The 19,403-nt window shown below is 48.4% G+C and carries 19 protein-coding genes; all 19 read left to right on the top strand.

Going from position 1 to position 19,403, the window contains the following annotated elements; genetic code table 11:
- The first annotated feature begins 17 nt into the window (after positions 1-17).
- The 19 genes from tgt to aspS all read left to right on the top strand — a co-directional run bounded on the left by tgt (position 18) and on the right by aspS (position 19,403).
- The gene (gene tgt / locus SPTER_RS10790) at positions 18-1,127 is read left to right on the top strand and encodes a tRNA guanosine(34) transglycosylase Tgt (protein ID WP_144350418.1); all 1,110 of its coding nucleotides are present in this window, start codon (positions 18-20) and stop codon (positions 1,125-1,127) included.
- A gap of 63 nt (positions 1,128-1,190) precedes the next feature.
- Positions 1,191-1,484, top strand: coding sequence for a preprotein translocase subunit YajC (gene yajC / locus SPTER_RS10785; RefSeq protein WP_144350417.1), 294 nt, complete (start codon positions 1,191-1,193; stop codon positions 1,482-1,484).
- A gap of 79 nt (positions 1,485-1,563) precedes the next feature.
- On the top strand, positions 1,564-2,157 hold the full coding sequence (locus SPTER_RS10780) for a 5-formyltetrahydrofolate cyclo-ligase (RefSeq protein ID WP_170233236.1): 594 nt from the start codon (positions 1,564-1,566) through the stop codon (positions 2,155-2,157).
- Positions 2,158-2,256: 99 nt separating this feature from the next.
- The gene (locus SPTER_RS10775) at positions 2,257-2,940 is read left to right on the top strand and encodes a phosphohydrolase (protein ID WP_144350415.1); all 684 of its coding nucleotides are present in this window, start codon (positions 2,257-2,259) and stop codon (positions 2,938-2,940) included.
- A gap of 48 nt (positions 2,941-2,988) precedes the next feature.
- Complete coding sequence (gene secD, locus SPTER_RS10770; RefSeq protein ID WP_144350414.1) at positions 2,989-4,194, top strand: protein translocase subunit SecD; 1,206 nt, start codon at positions 2,989-2,991, stop codon at positions 4,192-4,194.
- A 15-nt stretch (positions 4,195-4,209) separates the two neighbouring features.
- Positions 4,210-5,118: a protein translocase subunit SecF gene (gene secF, locus SPTER_RS10765; protein ID WP_144350413.1), complete on the top strand. Its 909-nt coding sequence runs from the start codon at positions 4,210-4,212 to the stop codon at positions 5,116-5,118.
- 90 nt (positions 5,119-5,208) lie between these two features.
- Positions 5,209-6,231 carry a hypothetical protein gene (locus SPTER_RS10760; RefSeq protein ID WP_144350412.1) on the top strand — a complete coding sequence of 341 codons (1,023 nt, stop codon included), beginning with the start codon at positions 5,209-5,211 and terminating at the stop codon, positions 6,229-6,231.
- 46 nt (positions 6,232-6,277) lie between these two features.
- A complete protein-coding gene (locus tag SPTER_RS10755; protein WP_170233235.1) occupies positions 6,278-6,745 on the top strand; it encodes a DUF456 family protein in 468 nt (155 codons plus the stop codon).
- A 124-nt stretch (positions 6,746-6,869) separates the two neighbouring features.
- Complete coding sequence (locus SPTER_RS10750; RefSeq protein WP_144350410.1) at positions 6,870-7,175, top strand: LapA family protein; 306 nt, start codon at positions 6,870-6,872, stop codon at positions 7,173-7,175.
- Between the two features lie 81 nt (positions 7,176-7,256).
- Complete coding sequence (gene recJ, locus SPTER_RS10745; RefSeq protein ID WP_144350409.1) at positions 7,257-9,308, top strand: single-stranded-DNA-specific exonuclease RecJ; 2,052 nt, start codon at positions 7,257-7,259, stop codon at positions 9,306-9,308.
- 20 nt (positions 9,309-9,328) lie between these two features.
- Positions 9,329-9,841 carry an adenine phosphoribosyltransferase gene (locus SPTER_RS10740; protein WP_144350408.1) on the top strand — a complete coding sequence of 171 codons (513 nt, stop codon included), beginning with the start codon at positions 9,329-9,331 and terminating at the stop codon, positions 9,839-9,841.
- Positions 9,842-9,901: 60 nt separating this feature from the next.
- Positions 9,902-12,121, top strand: a complete 2,220-nt coding sequence (locus SPTER_RS10735) for a RelA/SpoT family protein (protein ID WP_144350407.1) — start codon at positions 9,902-9,904, stop codon at positions 12,119-12,121.
- Positions 12,121-12,570, top strand: coding sequence for a D-aminoacyl-tRNA deacylase (dtd, locus tag SPTER_RS10730; protein WP_144350406.1), 450 nt, complete (start codon positions 12,121-12,123; stop codon positions 12,568-12,570). Before SPTER_RS10735 ends, dtd begins: the two co-directional genes overlap by 1 nt.
- A gap of 16 nt (positions 12,571-12,586) precedes the next feature.
- Positions 12,587-13,207, top strand: coding sequence for an MBL fold metallo-hydrolase (locus SPTER_RS10725; protein WP_144350405.1), 621 nt, complete (start codon positions 12,587-12,589; stop codon positions 13,205-13,207).
- A 9-nt stretch (positions 13,208-13,216) separates the two neighbouring features.
- The gene (locus SPTER_RS10720; RefSeq protein ID WP_144350404.1) at positions 13,217-14,269 is read left to right on the top strand and encodes an AI-2E family transporter; all 1,053 of its coding nucleotides are present in this window, start codon (positions 13,217-13,219) and stop codon (positions 14,267-14,269) included.
- Between the two features lie 5 nt (positions 14,270-14,274).
- On the top strand, positions 14,275-14,724 hold the full coding sequence (locus SPTER_RS10715) for a Fur family transcriptional regulator (protein ID WP_144350403.1): 450 nt from the start codon (positions 14,275-14,277) through the stop codon (positions 14,722-14,724).
- Entirely contained in the window at positions 14,684-16,303 is a 1,620-nt protein-coding gene (gene hemZ / locus SPTER_RS10710) for a coproporphyrinogen dehydrogenase HemZ (protein WP_144350402.1), read from the top strand. Before SPTER_RS10715 ends, hemZ begins: the two co-directional genes overlap by 41 nt.
- 2 nt (positions 16,304-16,305) lie before the next feature.
- On the top strand, positions 16,306-17,571 hold the full coding sequence (gene hisS, locus SPTER_RS10705; protein WP_144350401.1) for a histidine--tRNA ligase: 1,266 nt from the start codon (positions 16,306-16,308) through the stop codon (positions 17,569-17,571).
- 44 nt (positions 17,572-17,615) lie between these two features.
- Positions 17,616-19,403, top strand: a complete 1,788-nt coding sequence (aspS, locus tag SPTER_RS10700; protein ID WP_144352860.1) for an aspartate--tRNA ligase — start codon at positions 17,616-17,618, stop codon at positions 19,401-19,403.

Below are 19,403 nucleotides of genomic sequence, written 5' to 3'. Positions count from 1 at the left end.
TGTTGGAGGTGCCGTCTATGGCTATTACCTATGAATTGATCAAGCGCTGCCCGCAAACGGGGGCTAGGGCAGGCCGGCTTTATACACCGCATGGCGTGTTTGATACGCCTATTTTTATGCCTGTCGGCACCCAGGCCACGGTGAAAGCCATGTCACCTGATGAGCTTAAGGCGATGGGGGCCGGCATAATCCTGAGCAATACCTACCATTTATATTTGCGCCCAGGCCATGACCTGGTTGCCGAAGCCGGGGGCCTGCACAAATTTATGCAGTGGGACCGCGGCATCCTGACTGACAGCGGCGGTTTTCAGGTATTCAGCCTGGGGCCGCTGCGCAAGATAACCGAGGAGGGAGTGACCTTTCGCTCACATATTGACGGGTCTAAGCACTTTCTCTCGCCGGAAAAAGCGGTTGAGGTACAAATGGCGCTCGGCGCTGATATCATCATGGCTTTTGATGAGTGTGTTCCCTATCCGGCTGACCATGCCTATGCCCGGCAGTCTACAGAGCGCACCACACGGTGGGCTGAACGCTGCCGGCAGGCCCATACCCGTAAAGATCAGGCCTTGTTTGGCATTGTTCAGGGCGGGATGTATAAGGACCTCCGGTCATTAAGTGTCACAGACCTTATTTCCCTGAATTTTCCCGGCTATGCGGTTGGTGGCCTTAGTGTCGGCGAACCCAAACCGCTGATGTATGAAATGCTGGAACATACCGTACCTTTGCTGCCGGCAAATAAGCCCCGCTATTTAATGGGGGTAGGTACGCCTGATTGTCTGCTGGAAGGAGTTATGTACGGCATTGATATGTTTGACTGTGTGTTTCCGACCCGGGTGGCGCGCAATGGTACAGTCATGACCAGCCGTGGCCGCCTGGTTGTTAAAAACGCTGAATTTGCCCGGGATTTCCAGCCGCTTGATCCGGACTGCGGCTGCTACACCTGCCGGAACTTTTCCCGGGCTTACATCAGGCATTTATTGAAAACAGAAGAGATTTTCGGCTTGCGGCTGACGACCACGCACAACCTGCATTTCTTATTAAATTTTATGCAGGATATGCGGAAATCGATTCTCGAAGACCGTTTTTTGGCATTCCGGGAAGAGTTTTGGTCCCACTACCGTAAATAATAAAGGATTTATAACAATTGTGTGGAATATACTTCCTAATAAGTAACAGGAGGTGATTTTATAATGCCGGCGTTTTCACCCGAAACTATGCAAGCCATTCAGGCTTCATGGCCAATTGTTTTAATGGGCGTTATTTTCTATTTTTTATTGTACCGTCCACAAAAGAAAGAACAGAAGCGTCGCCAGGAATTGTTAAGCAATCTGAAAAAAGGCGAGCGTATTGTGACAATTGGCGGACTATACGGTACTATTACTGCACTGAATGAAAAAATTGTAACAATAAAAATTGCAGATAAAGTTGAAGTTGATGTGTCGCGTACTGCCGTCAGCCACCATCAAAATCAGCCTAAGCCCTAATAAGATTGCTGACATTAAGATTTTACACCTAAGGACTTGGTATAAAACCAAGTCTTTTCTTAAGGGAGGGAAAAGCAGCGTGGAAATAAATAAAAATGCCAAAATGGAAATGCGGAAAAGCATTTTAGCTGTCAGACGGGGCCTGACCCGGGAGGAGGTTGCCGCCGGCAGTAAACGCTTTGCTGAGCATCTTTGTGACTGGCCGGTATATAAAGCTGCGAAAAATATTATGCTATATCTGGCAATGCCCGATGAGCCCCATCTGGAGCAGGTGATCACACACGCACTGGCGGCCGGTAAAACAGTGTGTGTGCCGCATATGCGCGAGACCAGGGGGTTGATGGACGCGGCCATTATTGCGGATCTTAATGATTTGGTTGTAGGTCAGTTTAACCTTCTGACCCCTAATCCGTCAACCTTAAAACTGCTGGAGCCAGGTGAACTTGACCTTATCGTGGTCCCCGGCGTGGCCTATGACAAGGCAGGACGCCGGTTAGGGATGGGCGCCGGCTATTATGACCGCTTTTTGCTCAAAGCAAATAAAGCCGAACTTATCGGTGCGGCCTGGGCAGCGCAAATTTTAGCAACGGTACCGACTGACGAGCATGACCGGCCAGTCAATTATTTACTTACTGAAGATGGCATATTTACGTGCAGGGAAGGCACAATGTAATTAACTGCATTTGCCTTGGATCTGCCATTAATTTAAAATGGCTACGAGATATTCAGGACAGGCAAAAGCTGATTTTTTTGATAAACGGAGGAATAAGCTATGTCAGCAGCAACAATTGAGCAATCCCTTACTGTTGCCCAGTTAAAAGCAGACCATGAAGTAAACGTTTATCTTACCCGCAGCACCCAATATCTCGGCAGCCTCGGCTTTACCGAGCACGGTCTCAGACATGCCGGCATTGTTTCGGCCTTAGCCTATAAGGTATTACAAGAACTGGACTATCCGGCACGGGAGTGCGAACTTGCGGCCATTGCCGGTTATCTTCATGATATCGCTAATATGATTAACCGGTATAATCACGGCGGCTCCGGCGCCATCATGGCCTATTCCATCCTTAGCCGCATGGGAATGCCGCCGGAGGAGATTGCCTTAGTCATTTCAGCAATCGGCAATCATGAGGAAGAGCGCGGCAATGCCGTCAACCATGTTGCCGCCGCCCTGATCCTGGCTGATAAATCTGATGTTCACCGGGCGCGCGTGACCAATCGTGACTTTGCTAAATTTGAAATTCACGACAGAGTCAACTATGCAGCCGAAAGCAGTAAGCTGCTGGTTGATAAAACTTCCCGCACCGTAACCTTGTATGTTAATATTGACATGGAAATCTGCCCGGTCATGGAATATTTTGAAATTTTTTTACAACGTATGGTTATGTGCAGACGGGCGGCCGAATTTTTAGCCTGCCGTTTTAAACTTGTTATTAATAATTATGATTTGCTGTAGCCAACGCTGCCGCACATAAGAACATAAGTAAGATTGGGGGAACTATCTTTGAGGTGGGGAAATTTTAGTAAATTTCTGTTTGTTGTTCTGGCAATCCTCGCTGTTACAGGGTTGTATATGAAGCCACTGGCCCTGTCAATTAAACAAGGGCTTGACCTGCAGGGCGGCACCCATGTTGTGCTGGAGGCTTCGGATACCCCCGAGGCAGTAGTTAACGATGATGCCATCAAGCGGGTTGTTCATATTATTGAACGCCGGATTAATGAACTGGGGCTGACTGAGCCAATTGTCCAGCGGCAGGGGGATCGCAGAATTATTGTCGAACTGCCGGGTGTGAAAGATCCTGAGCAAGCCATTGAAATGCTGGGCAGAACAGCATTAATGGAGTTTCAGGATGAAAGCGGTGCCGTAGTTATGACCGGTAAGGACTTGAAGGATGCTAAAGCCCAGATTGATCAAGGCGGCCAAAAATTAGTATCGATAGAATTTACCGATGAAGGTGCCAAAAAATTTGCCGAGGTGACTGCCAAAAATGTTGGTAAACATATTGCTATCTTATTGGATAAGCAGATTTTGACCAACCCGGTTGTTCAGGAAGCAATTCCCAATGGCCAGGCTGTTATCTCCGGCAACCGCAGCATTGAAGAGGCGGAACGGCTGGCAATCCTGCTCCGGTCAGGCGCATTGCCGGTTAAGGTGGATATACTGGAAACAAGAACTGTTGGTCCCAGTCTGGGTGAAGACTCTAAGATCAAAAGCATGCAGGCCTTTGTGATCGGCATTGTTTCCATTGTTATCTTTATGCTGATTTTTTACCGGGTTTCCGGTTTTGTCGCTAATATAGCATTAGTTTTATATGTGCTGCTGTTATTAGTTGCGTTAAAGATGCTTAACGCAACGTTAACGCTGCCGGGTATCGCCGGGATAATCCTGTCAATGGGCATGGCCGTTGATGCCAATGTGCTGATATTCGAACGCTTTAAGGAAGAATACCGCAATGGCAAAACGCTGCGAGCGGCCATGGATGCCGGCTTTAGCCGGGCTTTTTCCACAATTGTGGATTCCAATATAACGACAATGATTGCCGCGGTCGTCCTGTTTTTCATGGGGACCGGCCCGATTAAGGGCTTCGCCGTTACCTTAGGGATAGGGATTGCATTGAGTATGTTTACGGCCGTTACGGCGACCCGGTTTATCCTAAGAATGCTTATCCATGCCAATGTAATCAAAAACGGCAAGTTTTTCGGGGCGTAGGGGGGAGAGAAAGATATGAAATTCGATATTGTTAGCAGACGCAGATGGTGGTTTCTGATCTCTTTTATCATCCTGCTCCCTGGCCTGATCTCCATGGTGATGCAAGGGTTTAACCTTGGCATTGATTTTACCGGCGGCACGCTGCTTGACCTGAAGTTTGCCCGCCCGGTCTCAGTGGCCGAGGTCCGGGAGGTGCTTAAGGACTATCAGCTGGAAGGAAGCACCATTCAACTGGCGCTGACAGGCTCGGAAGAACAATCAAATAATGTATTTGTTCGGTCCCATGTGCTTAGTGAAGAGGAGCGCCGGCAGGTACTTGCCGGTTTTGAAACCAAAATCGGGGCCTTTGAGGTCCTGCGAGTCGAAAAGGTAGGAGCCGTAATTGGTTCAGAGCTTACCCAGCAGGCTGTGATTGCCCTGATTATTTCCTGGGCGCTCATGATTGTTTATATAAGCTACCGCTTTGAATTTAAATTTGCCGTTGCCGGGATTGCAGCCCTGGTTCATGATGTGTTCATCGTCTTGGGGATTTTCTCGCTGCTGCATATCGAGATTGATGCTTCTTTCGTGGCGGCGCTGCTGACTATTGTTGGCTATTCCATTAATGATACCATCGTTATTTTCGACCGCATCAGAGAAAACCTGCGAACCTATAAGAAAAGCGACAATCTTGAGGAACTTGTCAACCGCAGCATCTGGCAGACGATGACCCGCTCGATCTACACTTCTGTAACCGTATTGTTTGCGACCGGGGCGCTATATCTGTTTGGCGGCGAGACCACGAAAAATTTCTCGCTGGCCCTGTTAATCGGTTTTACCTGCGGCACCTATTCTTCAATATTCAACGCCAGTCAGATCTGGGTTGAATGGAAGCTGCGCGAAGACTGGCGCCGGCTGGAAATGAAAACAAAAGGCGTTAAGTAACCAAAAGCCTGAGGCCGAAGATGCCTCAGGCTTTTTTGCACCATTACCGCACCTCTGCAATATCATATAAGCAAGGCAGGGGGCGATTATATGGGGGTTATACTACCGGCTTTGTCGCTGGCCATTGTGCATATCGCCGGTGACAATATAGCTGTTGTGCCGGCGATGGCCGCGTTGCTGGGCAATGGGATTTACGCCACTGTATTTTTGGCATATATGATATTTGGCTCAGTGGTGGCAGGCGTATCGGCCTGGATCGGGGTAAAGAGCGGCCGGGAATTGACAGCAGTAGTTAAACGGTTGTTAGGTATACAGGGCAAACGGGTATTGGCACTCGTTGTCCTAGCAGTGTCACTGCCTGCCAGCGCCTTAACCGGCGGGTATTTTGCCGGCCATTTACTGGAGAGCCTGACCGGCTTGCCCTACATAGCGGCTGTTCCCCTGTGCATAGCCGGCTGCTCCCTGCTGGCAGTCGGCTATGGCCGGGAGGTACTGCGGCTTTCTAACTATTTAGCGCTCTTATTTATTCCGGCAACAGGTGTTATGCTGGTAATGCTGTTGGACAGTATTCAGATAACCTCCTTTGCCCACATAATGTCACTGGAGCATATCAGCTGGACGCTGGTATTGGCGCTTATCGGTTATAACGCCTGCGGCATGCGCTCGGCACTGGTAGTAGAAACCGGAGCTTATTTTGCGCCGCAGAACTATACCGGCGTTTACCTTGCCGTCCTGGCTAAATTTTTTGAAGGTCTTTTTACGCTGCTGCTGGCCCATTTGGCATTGGTCGGTGGCACCGGGGCGCTGATGCCGCTGCCGGCGGTTGCCGGTCAGATTTTTGTCCCCTGGCTGGCAATTGTCTTTAACAGTGTGTTATTGTGTATCTTCATCAATACGATGGTGCCGGCCATGCTCGTTAATGCCAAACAGCTTAGTATCCTGACCAAACTGAAGTTATGGCCGGCATTGGCGGCAGCCGGGCTGCTGATTTGGGGCGGCAGCTTTATTAGCCTGGATCTGATGCTCCGGTTTATGAGCGGTACCGGGCTGGTTATGATTGTTTTTATTTGTTTTATTGCGTATGTTTTACATAAACAGGAAGACAACAAGTAACAATAACGGTACTGGTATTATTTTTGCGAAACGGGGTACATCATTGTTGGCGGTTAAGTTTATAGTAACATTTATTATGCTGGCAGGCCTCTTAAGTACTGTTTCTGTTCGGCTGCCCGGAACACTGATCATCTTGCTGGGGGCAATTTTATATGGTGCAGCTACTGGTTTTCTGACTTTCACGCCGTGGCTTACTGCGTTTTTGCTGGTATTGGCAATAACAGCAGAGCTGGGCGGGAGGGCGCTGCGCATATATCTAACGCGGGATCTGCCGGTTTCCCGGGTATTTAGTGTTAACAGCGCAGTTACCCACATTGCCGGTATGCTGGCCAGCGATGCTTTACTCGGCCCGCTACTGGGACTGGCAGCCTGGGAGATCATTGCCGGAAAAACACTTCTTCCCCGCAGTGATCAGGTTTTAAAGGTACTGTCCCGGCTGACAGGAGTAGCTGTGCTTAGATTCGTCTGCGGGGCTGTCATGATTGCTCTCATTAATTTATATATTTTTGTGTAATTTTACTGAAGATTACAGGCCTTCGCCTGTTTTTACTTTTTATTTGACTGTTTACATCGACGGTAGAGGATTATTAGGCTTTTTCCGAGAATATTACCATATAAACAAATTGTGAGTGTGATGGATGATGTGGAATTTATTATTTGCCTTTATTTTTGCATTATTGGTGGCCGTGTTTGCTGTGCAAAATTCGCTGGCGGTTACGGTAAGTTTTTTGGTCTGGAGTTTTCAAACCTCGTTGGTCATTATCATTTTGGGTTCAGCTGCTTTTGGGGCATTGACCATTTTGTCCTTGTCGATGCTTGTCCAGTTCCGGCTTAGACGTACTCTGCGTAAATGCCAGCAGGCCCAGCAACTGACGGAAGCTGAGAATCGCGAACTACGGGCCAGCCAGGGCGCACAGGCAGAAACTCAGGCAAACAGCGAGTAGATTTTACCGGTAAAGTTGCAAAATATTGTCTGGTATACTACAATTATCTAGGATACGGTTACGGAGGTCTTTACTTATTTTATGGCTAGGCTTAGAAAAGTATGGAGGCTGCTTCCGGTTAAACCTGAACTTGCAAGTGAGCTCAGCCGGAAACTGAATATATCAAAGTTTATTGCCCAAGCGTTAATCAACCGCGGCGTTACCAATGAAACTGCCGCCACGGAATTTCTACATGCCGGGACCGAGTATATCACCGATCCCTACCTGCTAAAGGGCATGCAAACTGCGGTCATACGCATTAGGCGAGCCATCGATCAACAAGAAAAGATTACCGTTTACGGGGATTATGATGTCGATGGTATTACAGCCTGTGCGATCGTATATAAAACATTAACCCGCCTGGGTGCTGCTGTGGAATATTATATCCCGGACCGGCAAAGCGAAGGTTATGGACTTAATGATGCCGCTTTAACGAACCTCATAGCAACCGGCACGAAACTTGTTATTACCGTTGACTGCGGGGTTAGTGCAGTACAAGAGGTACTTGCTGCCGCCGGTAAACTGGATATAGTGATAACCGATCATCACCAGCCGCCACCCGAACTGCCGGCAGCGGTGGCCATTATTAATCCTAAACAGACGGATTGTATGTATCCGGAAAAAAATTTAGCCGGAGTCGGCGTTGCTTTTAAATTATGTCAGGCATTATGGCAATATTATAACAGGACAGACAGTACGTTCCATGATTACCTTGATATTGTGGCAATTGGTACAATTGCCGATATTGTACCCTTGACTGGCGAGAACCGGGTTTTGGTCAAAACCGGGTTAACCCAGCTGGCGGCTACTGAAAACACTGGTATTACAGCTTTGCTCGCCGTTTGCGGCTTAGCAGGCAAGCCTGTTGACAGCGGGAGCGTGGGGTTTGTCGTTGCGCCGCGGCTCAATGCCGTAGGCCGTGTCAGCCAGGCTGCAGCCGGTGTGGATCTTTTGACTACAGATGATCCGGACAAGGCCCGCAAGCTGGCCACCCTCTTAGATGAGGAGAATGCTGCCCGGCAGGCAATAGAAAAGACGATTTTGGCTAAAGCGGAAGAACAACTGGCAACAATGGATACAGCACAAGCGAAGGTGCTGGTACTGGCCGGCGAGGAATGGCATTCGGGCGTTATCGGGATTGTGGCCTCACGGTTAGTAGAAAGATATTATAAACCGGTGGTCATGATCAGCATCCGCGAGGGTTGCGGCAAAGGCTCGTGCCGCAGCATACCGGCCTTCGATATGTATGAAGCATTAACCCAGTGTTCTGATTTGTTAACCCAGTTTGGCGGGCACCGGCAGGCGGCAGGGCTGACGGTGCCGGCTGAAAATATTGCGGGGCTGCGCGAACGTTTAGCTGCTATCGCCGCGGCCAGTCTGTCGGCCGCCGATTATATTCCTGTCCTCAAAATCGACTCCTGTGTGCCGCTTACAGAAATAACTGCGGCCTTTATTGAACAGTTGACCTGCCTGGAGCCTTACGGTTTCGGTAATCCCAGCCCGGTATTTGCCTGCCGGAATATTCAATTAGGCGAGAAAAGGCTTGTGGGACAGCAGGGCCGCCACCTGAAGCTTAAGCTGAATCATGTCGCCGTTAATGACGTTATTGCCTGGAACCAGGGAGAATTAGCCGACAGTTTGGCCTGTAACAATGATATAGACTTAGTTTTTGTACCTAAATATAATGAATGGCAGGGACAAAAAAAACTGCAATTGACAGCACATGATGTGCGGCCGTCGAATGCCGGGGCCGCTAAAGAAATTCTGGATAAGATAGCGCCTGACCGGGACTGCATTAAGTTTGTTTACTTAACTGTTAAAGAGTGTAATAAACAGGGGCACACCCGTTTATCCGCCGCTGATATTGCGAAAGCTGTTTTTAAAAATTATAAATGTGTAATACCGGAGCACGTTATTGGTATGGCAATAACGGTGCTGACAGAATTAGGCCTGCTTTCCCTGCAGTTACAAAATGACAGCGCCCCTGAGTTGATTATTGAGCCGGCGCCAGCAAAAAAACTGGAGCTGACCGACTCAGCTGCGTTTCGTGAAAGTCAAAGAATACGCCAGGAGTATTTGGCTCAGCATATTTAGGTTTTGAGGGAGGTTCAGCGATGGATCTACGGGAGAAAATTAGAAATATACCTGATTTCCCGCACCAAGGAGTTCAATTTAAGGATATTACTACCTTACTTAAGGATGGAAAAGCGTTTCGGGTTGCCATTGACCGGCTGGCATACCACTACCGGGATAAACAGATTAATGTGGTGGTTGGGCCGGAAGCCAGGGGCTTTGCCATTGGTGCGCCGTTGGCTTATGTACTGGGGTCAGGGTTTGTGCCTATCCGCAAACCGGGTAAACTGCCGGCGGAAATCATCAGCCAGACCTATTCCCTCGAATACGGCCAGGATGCTCTTGAGATCCACAAAGACGCCATCGAACCGGACAGCAGGGTTTTAATCGCCGATGATCTGCTGGCAACCGGCGGTACTACCCTGGCAACAGTCAAGATGATTGAAGAATTAGGCGGGAAAGTTGTCGGACTGGCATTTTTAATTGAATTATTGTTTTTAAACGGACGTACAAAACTGGATGGGTATGTCATTAACTCACTGGTTCAATATTAATTGAATTAACCATAGAATATGATATATATCTAGCAGCAGCAACAGGATATGAGGTGAGGCATGGGCAGTGATGTGCAAGCTAAAAAAAAGCCAAATATTGAAGATATAATCGCCAAGATCAAAGCCAATCATCCTGATGCCCCATTACAGATGGTTGAGAAAGCCTACCAGTTGGCTTATAATTCTCATGCTGGTCAACTTAGAGTCTCAGGTGAAGAGTATATCTGCCATCCGTTAGGGGTTGCCAATATTCTGGCCGATCTACAGATTGATGCGGTTACGATTAGTGCCAGTTTGCTGCATGATGTGGTGGAAGATACGGATGTCACTTTGGAAAAACTGGAAAAAGAATTCGGCAAAGAGGTTGCCATGCTTGTGGATGGCGTTACTAAGCTAAGCCGGATTGAGTATAAATCCAAAGAGGAACAACAGCTGGAAAACTACCGGAAGATGTTTTTAGCCATGGCCAAAGATATCAGGGTGGTGCTGATAAAACTTGCAGATCGATTGCATAATATGAGAACCCTTAAATATATGTCGCCCCACAAGCAGCAGGAAATATCCCGGGAAACCCTGGAAATTTTCGGGCCGCTGGCCCATCGCCTGGGGATGTCTAATATCAAGTGGGAGTTAGAGGATTTATCGTTCCGGTTTTTAGAACCTGATAAGTACTATCGGCTGGTTGAACAGGTTAAGCAAAAGCGTAAGGAACGGGAACGAATTGTTACGGAAGCGATTGCGCTGATGGTAGAGCGGCTGGAAGCGGTTGGAATTGCTGCAGAAATCCAAGGCCGGCCTAAACATTTTTATAGTATTTATAAGAAAATGAAGAAAAACCACAAGCAGGATGTCAGCGAGATTTATGATTTATCCGCCATCCGTATTGTCGTGGATTCTGTAAAAGACTGTTATGGCGCCTTAGGCGTTGTTCATACCCTGTGGAAGCCATTGCCTGGCAGATTTAAAGACTATATCGCTATGCCGAAATCAAATGGTTACCAGTCCTTGCATACAACCGTTATCGGCCAGTCGGGCCAGCCACTGGAGATTCAGATCCGCACGTTAGAGATGCATCGCATTTCCGAATATGGAATTGCCGCGCATTGGCGGTACAAAGAGGGCGGCAAAGGTGCAAATAAAGATACTGATCAAAAATTATCCTGGCTGCGGCAGCTTTTAGAATGGCACCGGGATCTAAGGGACCCGCGCGAATTTATTGAATCGGTAAAAATGGACGTTTTTGCCGACGAAGTGTTTGTGTTTACCCCGCGGGGCGATGTTATTGATCTGCCTGCCGGTTCGGTTCCTATTGATTTTGCCTACCGTATTCACACCGACGTTGGTCATCGTTGTGTCGGTGCCAAAGTCAACGGCAAAATTGTACCGCTTGAGTATAAGCTTAATAACGGCGATATTGTTGAGATTATTACTTCCAAACATAATAACGGCCCCAGCCGGGATTGGCTGAATGTGATTGGCTCATCGGAAACGCGCAATAAAATCAGACAGTGGTTTAAAAAAGAAAAGCGGGAAGAAAATGTTGCCAAAGGCCGGGAAATGATCGAGCGGGAGAGTAAGAAGCTCGGCTATGAATGGCGCGATCTGGTAAAAGGGGACCGCTTAAGCGAGGTTGCTAAAAAATTAAACATTACCAGTGAGGATGACCTGTTTGAAGGCCTGGGTTATGGTGGTGTAACCCTCCATGGTGTTATGTCCAAGCTGATTGAGGCTCACAAAAAAGAATTAAAAAGCACTACACCGCCCGATGTATCGGCAATGCTGGCTGAGCTAAAACCTAAACGGCTCAAAAGTAAAGCCAGTCACGGCATATTAGTAAAGGGCGAATCGGGGCTTATGGTCAGGCTGGCGCGATGCTGTAATCCGCTTCCCGGCGATGTTATCGTAGGGTATATTACGCGGGGACGGGGCGTGTCTGTCCACCGCGACGACTGCCCTAATATTTTGAATAATCCCGAGGAGTACGAGCGTATGATTGAAGTTAACTGGGATATTCCCGGCGATACACTTTACAAAGTATCTATTGAAATCTCAGGTACGGACCGGCCAAACCTGCTGTCAGATATTATGATGGTGGCAGCAGATGCTAAGATTACGGTGAGCTCGCTCAATGCCAAGGTCCATAAAAATAAAATTGCCGTTATCAACATGGATATTGATATTGCCAATCTAAGCCAGCTGGAGCATATTATGAATAAAATACGCAGGGTTCAGGATGTATTCAGCGTATACCGCATGACCCAGCCTTTAGGGGGCGTTTGATGCGGGCGGTTGTTCAACTTACCGATGCGGCGAGTGTAACGGTAGCTGGTCAGAAAATAGCTGCTATTAAGACCGGTCTGACAGTTTTTCTCGGGATCAGCCACGATGATACAGACCAAGACGCCCTTTATCTTGCGGAAAAAATTGTAAATTTGCGCATTTTTCCTGATGATGTGGGAAAAATGAACTTATCGCTCAAAGACATAGGCGGGGAATTACTGGTAGTTTCGCAGTTTACCCTGTATGGTGATTGCCGTAAAGGCCGCCGGCCAAGTTTCGATACTGCGGCTCCACCGCCGGCAGCAACCGGGCTATACGAATTGTTTGTGGAGTTGTGCCGGGCCAGAGGGGTAGCTGCAGCCTGCGGCAAGTTTCAGGCGGAAATGGTTGTGCAGCTAGCCAACCATGGACCGGTAACAATACTGCTGGATAGTAAACGTCTGTTTTGACAGGGAGTGGATTCTATTGAAGATTATTGAACTGCAAGTAGGTCACCTTGGCACTAATTGCTATATCGTCTATTGTGAACAAACCTTAAAGGCCGGGGTAATTGATCCCGGCGGCAGTGCTGACGCGATTATCGCCCAGATTATTAAAGCCGGCCTTACTGTTGAATACATCATTAATACCCACGGTCATGCTGATCATATTGCGGCCAACAACGCGGTTCAACAGGCTACCGGGGCAAAAATCCTGATCCATCATGAAGATGCCGGCATGTTGACTGATGCCCAGCGTAATCTGTCGACTTTTATTGGCGCCGGTATTGTCTGCCAGCCTGCAGACCGGTTGCTGAGCCACAATGATACTGTCAGTATCGGGAACATTGAATTTACGGTACTGCACACGCCCGGTCACACGGCCGGCGGTATTTGCCTCCTGGCAGATAAAGTATTAATTGCCGGTGACACGCTATTTGCCGAATCGATTGGCCGCACTGATTTTCCCGGCGGCTCCTACAGCCAGTTAATTAAAAGTATTAAAGAAAACCTGCTGGGCCTGGACGATGACATTGCCGTCCTGCCCGGGCATGGTCCCAGGACCAGCATTGGCTGGGAACGCAGCCATAATGCGTTTATTCAATAGCCGGCCGCTATGATGAAATCACCAGCAGTTTGGATAAAGATAGTTATTTTTATCGCCGGCTTGTATCTGCTCAGCCAGGTAACAGTTATCTATCTGCCGCTCATTATTGCCGTAATTGCGGCCTTTGTCCTTAACCCGTTTGTCGATATGCTGACCTCAGTCGCCATCGGCAAGCACCAATATCATGTACCCCGCGGCATTGCCATATTACTTGTTTTTATACTCGCGGCACTGCTGTTAATGATTCTGGCCACCTCTGTTCTGCAGCCGATTGTCAGTGAGTTCAATAATTTTGTCATCGATTTGCCTAAGCTTGCGAACAGAATTAAAATTCTGATCCTGCTGCTGGCAGAACAGGCCCAAACAGTGCAGGTACCGCCTAACATCCGCCTGCTGATTGAGGATGGCATGAGCGGAGCCGCTGCTTATGGCATCGGCTTGGTGCGTAACGGCATTAATGCCATATTCAGTTTTGCCACCCAGGTTGTTGAGCTTGTGGTTGTGCCGGTACTCGCTTACTATTTTTTGAAAGACTGGCGAACCCTGAAGGCGGCGGTTATTACCCTTTTCCCTCGGTCTGGGCAGGTTAGGCTCATTAAGATCATTGACGAGCTGGCCGCTGTTGTGAGCAACTATATCCGGGGGCAGATTCTGATCAGCTCCTTAATGGGTTTCCTGGTATTTACCGGCATGTACTTTTTTCAGGTGGACTACCCGATTGTGTTAGGGATACTGGCGGCCCTGACGGAGACAATTCCTATTATCGGCCCGATCCTGGGGGCTATTCCGGCCATAGTACTGGCTTACCTGGCCGCACCGTTACTGGCGGTTAAGGTGGTTGCCTTTTATATCATCCTGCATCAGGTTGAGAATCATATCTTTGTTCCTAATATTATGGGCCACACCATTGATTTGCACCCCATAATGGTAATTATAAGCTTGTTGATTGGCGGCCAGCTGTATGGAATTGCCGGAATGATACTGGCTGTTCCTGTTGCCGCGCTGCTTAAGGTAATCCTTAGACACCTCTGGTATATCGATGAAGTAAAAAAAGACGGGTGAATTGTATGAGTATTGATTTGTCAAATTTGCGTCAGAAATTCAGAGAGAGGGAGTACAAACTGACACCGCAGCGCCAGATTATTTTACAGGTTTTTGTCGATAATCGGGATAAACACTTAAGTGCTGAAGATGTTCATAATATTGTGCGTCAACAGTCAAACGACATTGGTCTGGCAACCGTGTACCGCACACTCGAATTGTTAAGTGATCTTGATATCCTGCAAAAGATGGATTTTGGCGATGGGCGCAGCCGGTATGAGATTAATGAAACAAGCACGCCCCATCACCACCACCATCTTATCTGCCTGGCCTGCGGGAAGGTAATTGAGTTTGAAGGTGATTTACTGGAAGACCTGGAAACGGTAATCTCCAGAAACAGCAATTTTACCATTGTTGATCATCAGGTTAAGTTTTATGGCTATTGTCAGGAGTGCCGCGACAAAAGTGAAGATTAAGGAGTTTTTCTTTACTGCCGCCGCCGGCACCACAATTGATGTGGCACCTGCGGTCCGCGACACTATGCTGTTATTTGGTGTTGATGAGGCCGGGCCGTGGCCGGGAGGAACTCCGTCAGCTGAGCTTAAGGCAGGCAGTGTGCTGATCACAGGTACAGTCAATTGTGACGAGCAGCTTGTAAGCGTTACTATTACGGTTAGCTTCCGTACGCCGGGAACGGAGCCGGAAGTCTTGACCAAATCCAGGTGTTGGCCTCTGCCGCCGGCGCCTGCCAAGAGTACAGACAATGAAGACGTAACCGGACTTGTCAAACGACTGGTCCGGCTTGCTGTAGTTGAGCTGATGCGGAAGTTAACCGGGGAGAATCCGGTGCCCTGGGGAATATTGCGGGGTGTGCGCCCAACAAAGCTTGTTCACCGTTACCTGGATCAAGGCCTTACTTATCGTCAGGTTACGGCCAAGCTTGTACAGGATTATGCCGTTCAGCCGGCCAAGGCTGACCTGATAACAGGTATTGCCATTCATCAGCGCCCGGTTATCAGTAATCCTGAGAACCGCCGGCGCATGAAGAATGTAAGTGTATATGTAGGTATACCCTATTGTCCCTCCCGGTGCCTGTATTGCTCCTTCCCGGCTTTCGTGCTGCCTGAACAGCGGGACCGGCTGGAGGCATTTTTACAGGCAATTATCCGGGATATTAACAGCGCTATTGACATCGTGCAAAAATTTAAGTTATCGGTAGAAAGTATCTATATCGGCGGCGGCACACCTACAAGTTTGGCGGCAGCTGATTTAGCCGGTTTGCTGGAATTGATTAAACATGGTTTCCAGGGCATAAATACCAGCGAGTTTATTGTTGAGGCCGGGCGGCCAGACAGCCTTAATGACGAAAAAATTGATGTATTGCGACAGTATGGGGTCAACAGGGTTAGTATTAATCCGCAGACAATGCAGGATAAAACCTTAAAACAGATTGGACGGCAGCATACCGTTCAGGATATAATAGATATATTCGCTAAAATTCGGCAGGCCGGGATACCGGTAATCAATATGGATGTAATTGCCGGCTTGCCGGGGGAATCGGCAGCTGATCTGGCCGACACCATGCACCAAATTGCCCGGCTTAATCCTGAGAATATTACCTTACATACATTAGCCTTAAAACGAGGCTCCAAATTGATGGATTCAGTATATGCCGGCGCACTTTCCCGGCACAATCTGCCTAATGAGAAAACAACGCAGGCCATGCTTGCCATTGCTGCTGATTATATTGCCCAAATTGGCATGCATCCCTATTATTTATACAGGCAAAAACACATGACAGGTAATCTTGAAAATATTGGCTATGCTAAGCCGGCTACAGACTGCCTTTATAATATTCAAATTATGGAGGAACGGCAAACGATTATCGGTATTGGGCCTGCTGCCGGCACCAAGGCCGTAAGTTCCGGTCCCTGGCGGCTGCAGAGCTCGTATAATGCCAAGGATGTTCCTGCCTATATAAAAAATCTGGATATTTATTTGCACACAAGAAATACTTTGCTTTCAAGATTATATGGTGACTGTAAGGAGGATTAGCTATGTTGACAACCGGACCGCGGGGAACAAGGGATATATTGCCTGACAGCAGCGGCTATTGGCAGTATGTGGAAAATATGATGCGCGAAGTATGCAGAAATTTTGCCTATCAGGAGATCCGTACACCTATTTTTGAGCATACAGAACTTTTCTTAAGGGGTATCGGTGAAACTACGGATATTGTGGAAAAAGAGATGTATACCTTTACTGACCGCGGTAAGCGCAGTATTACCCTAAGGCCGGAAAATACAGCAGCCGTGGTGCGTTCTTATCTGGAGAATAAACTATATGCCGGACCACAGCCGGCTAAGCTGTTCTATATCGGGCCTATGTTCAGGTATGACCGGCCCCAGGCCGGGCGTTACCGTCAGTTTCACCAGTTTGGCGTGGAAGCGATAGGTGCCCAGGGGCCGGCGGTTGATGCCGAGGTTATCAGTTTGGCTGTGGAATTGCTTCAGCGACTGGGCCTGACTGATTTGAATTTATTTGTCAATTCTGTGGGCTGTCCGGTGTGCCGGCCTGTTTACCGGCTCAAATTACAGGAGTTTTTCCGGGATAAACTAGCTCAGTTATGTCCGGACTGTCAGTCCCGGTATGAGCGCAATCCCATGCGTATTCTCGACTGTAAAAATGAAACCTGTACTCACCATGCCCAGGGTGCCCCGCATATGGCGGATTGTTTGTGCGACGAATGCAACAGCCATTTTAACGGCGTAAAAGAACTGCTGACGGCAGCGGGGATCAGTTTTGTCATTAATCCCCGTTTAGTGCGGGGCCTGGACTATTATACCAAAACTGCCTTTGAAATACAGTATGCTCCGTTAGGTGCCCAGAGTGCAGTTTGTGGCGGCGGCCGTTATGATGGTCTGGTCGCAGAGTGCGGCGGTCAGCCAACGCCGGGGATCGGGTTTGCCATTGGGATTGAGCGGGTACTGCTCGCTTTGGAAAAACAGGAACTCTTGCCCCCGGCCAATACTGCGATTGATGTCTTTGTTGCGCCGTTAGGAGCTGAAATTCAGCCGGTGGCGTTTCAAATATTAACTGCGGTTCGCCAGGCAAAGCTTGCCGCCGATATGGACTACAATAACCGCAGTTTAAAAGCCCAGATGAAATATGCCAATAAATATCCGGCTAAATTTGTCGCTCTCATTGGCCAGGATGAACTGGCTGAAAATAAGGTAATGTTAAAAAACATGGCAACAGGTAGCCAGGAATTAGTTGACAGGGCTGATCTGATACAGATGATAATAAAGGGGATGGAGAAGTAATGGCACAAATAGAAACAGCCAGTTACGAAACAACGATTAACACAATTGACACCTTGCAGGGATTAAAGAGAACCCACGCGTGCAATGATCTGAATCAGGATCATACCGGGCAGGAGGTAACGCTGTGCGGCTGGGTCTCCCGGCGCCGTGACCACGGCGGGCTTATCTTTATCGACTTGCGGGACCGGTCAGGGATTGTACAGGTGGTATTTTCATCTGATGTTAATAAAGCTGCATTCTGCAAGGCCGAAATGGTTCGCAATGAATTTGTCCTGGCCGTACGCGGAATAGTAAAAGTCCGTTCGGAAGGTACTGTTAATCCGAATATGGCTACAGGCACGATCGAAGTAGAAGGTAATGAGCTGAGAGTCTTAAATACGGCCAAAACACCGCCTTTTTATATCCAGGATAGTATTGAGGTTGATGAAATCCTGCGTTTAAAATACCGTTATCTTGATTTGCGGCGTCCGGAAATGCAAAAAGATCTGCTGCTCAGGCACCGGGTCACTAAGTCGATGCGCGATTTTTTGGACAAACACCGTTTTCTGGAAGTAGAAACCCCGATTCTTACCAAAAGCACACCCGAAGGTGCCAGGGATTATTTAGTGCCCAGCCGGGTAAATCCGGGCAAGTTTTATGCTTTGCCCCAGTCACCGCAAATTTACAAGCAATTATTAATGGTTGCCGGCCTGGAAAGATATTTTCAAATTGCCCGCTGCTTCCGGGATGAAGACTTAAGAGCCGATCGTCAGCCGGAATTTACGCAGCTGGATATTGAGATGTCGTTTATCGACAGAGAAGAAATCTTGTCCCTGATGGAGCAAATGGTCGCTTATATCTTTAAAGAAGGGATTGGCACCGAGATTGCCGCGCCTTTTGTACGGTTGACTTATGAAGAGGCGATAGCCCGTTATGGGTCAGATAAGCCTGATCTCCGGTTTGGGATGGAACTCATTGACTTATCAGCTGTTTTTAAAGATTCCGGGTTTAAAGTATTTGATGCGGTGCTGGCTAATGGCGGGCAGGTCAAGGTGATTAATGTTAAGGGGTACGCCAATGCTCCCCGCCGTGAGCTTGATGGTCTGGTAGACTATGTTGCCACTTACGGCGCCAAGGGCTTAGCCTGGATAGCCTATACCGAGGAAGGCCTCAAATCACCAATTACGAAATTTTTCAATGAAGCTGTACTTAACAAAATGACGGCTGCCGCTCAGGCCGAAACCGGTGACCTGCTGCTCTTTGTCGCTGATAAACCGAAAGTTGTAGCCGCTGCCTTAGGCCAGCTCAGACTGGAAATGGGGCGCAGGCTTAACCTGATTGATCAGGACAAGCTGTCCTTTCTCTGGGTCATTGATTTTCCGATGTTTGAATACGACGAAGAAGATAAGCGCTGGGTCGCAATGCATCACCCCTTCACTTCGCCCTGCGACGAAGACATTCGGTATTTGGGGAGCGAACCTGGCAAGATTAAAGCGAAAGCCTATGATATGGTGCTTAACGGCATTGAGCTGGGTGGCGGCAGTATCAGGATTTATAACCGCACCCTGCAGGAAAAAGTATTTTCGGCAATCGGCTTAACACCGGCAGAGACAGCGGAGAAATTCGGTCATTTGCTGGAGGCGTTTGAATATGGTACTCCGCCCCACGGCGGTATTGCCTTTGGGCTGGACCGCCTGGTGATGCTTATGGCGAAGAGGGCTTCTATCCGCGATGTCATTGCTTTCCCTAAAACCCAAAGCGCGGCGGAGCTGATGATGCAATCGCCGTCAGAAGTCGGTTCGCGGCAGCTAAAGGAATTGTTTATCAAATCAGAGGTTCCTGCCAAAAAATAA

The organism is Sporomusa termitida (assembly GCF_007641255.1).
Lineage (GTDB): Bacteria > Bacillota > Negativicutes > Sporomusales > Sporomusaceae > Sporomusa > Sporomusa termitida.
This window is presented reverse-complemented; position numbering and strand designations above follow the sequence as displayed.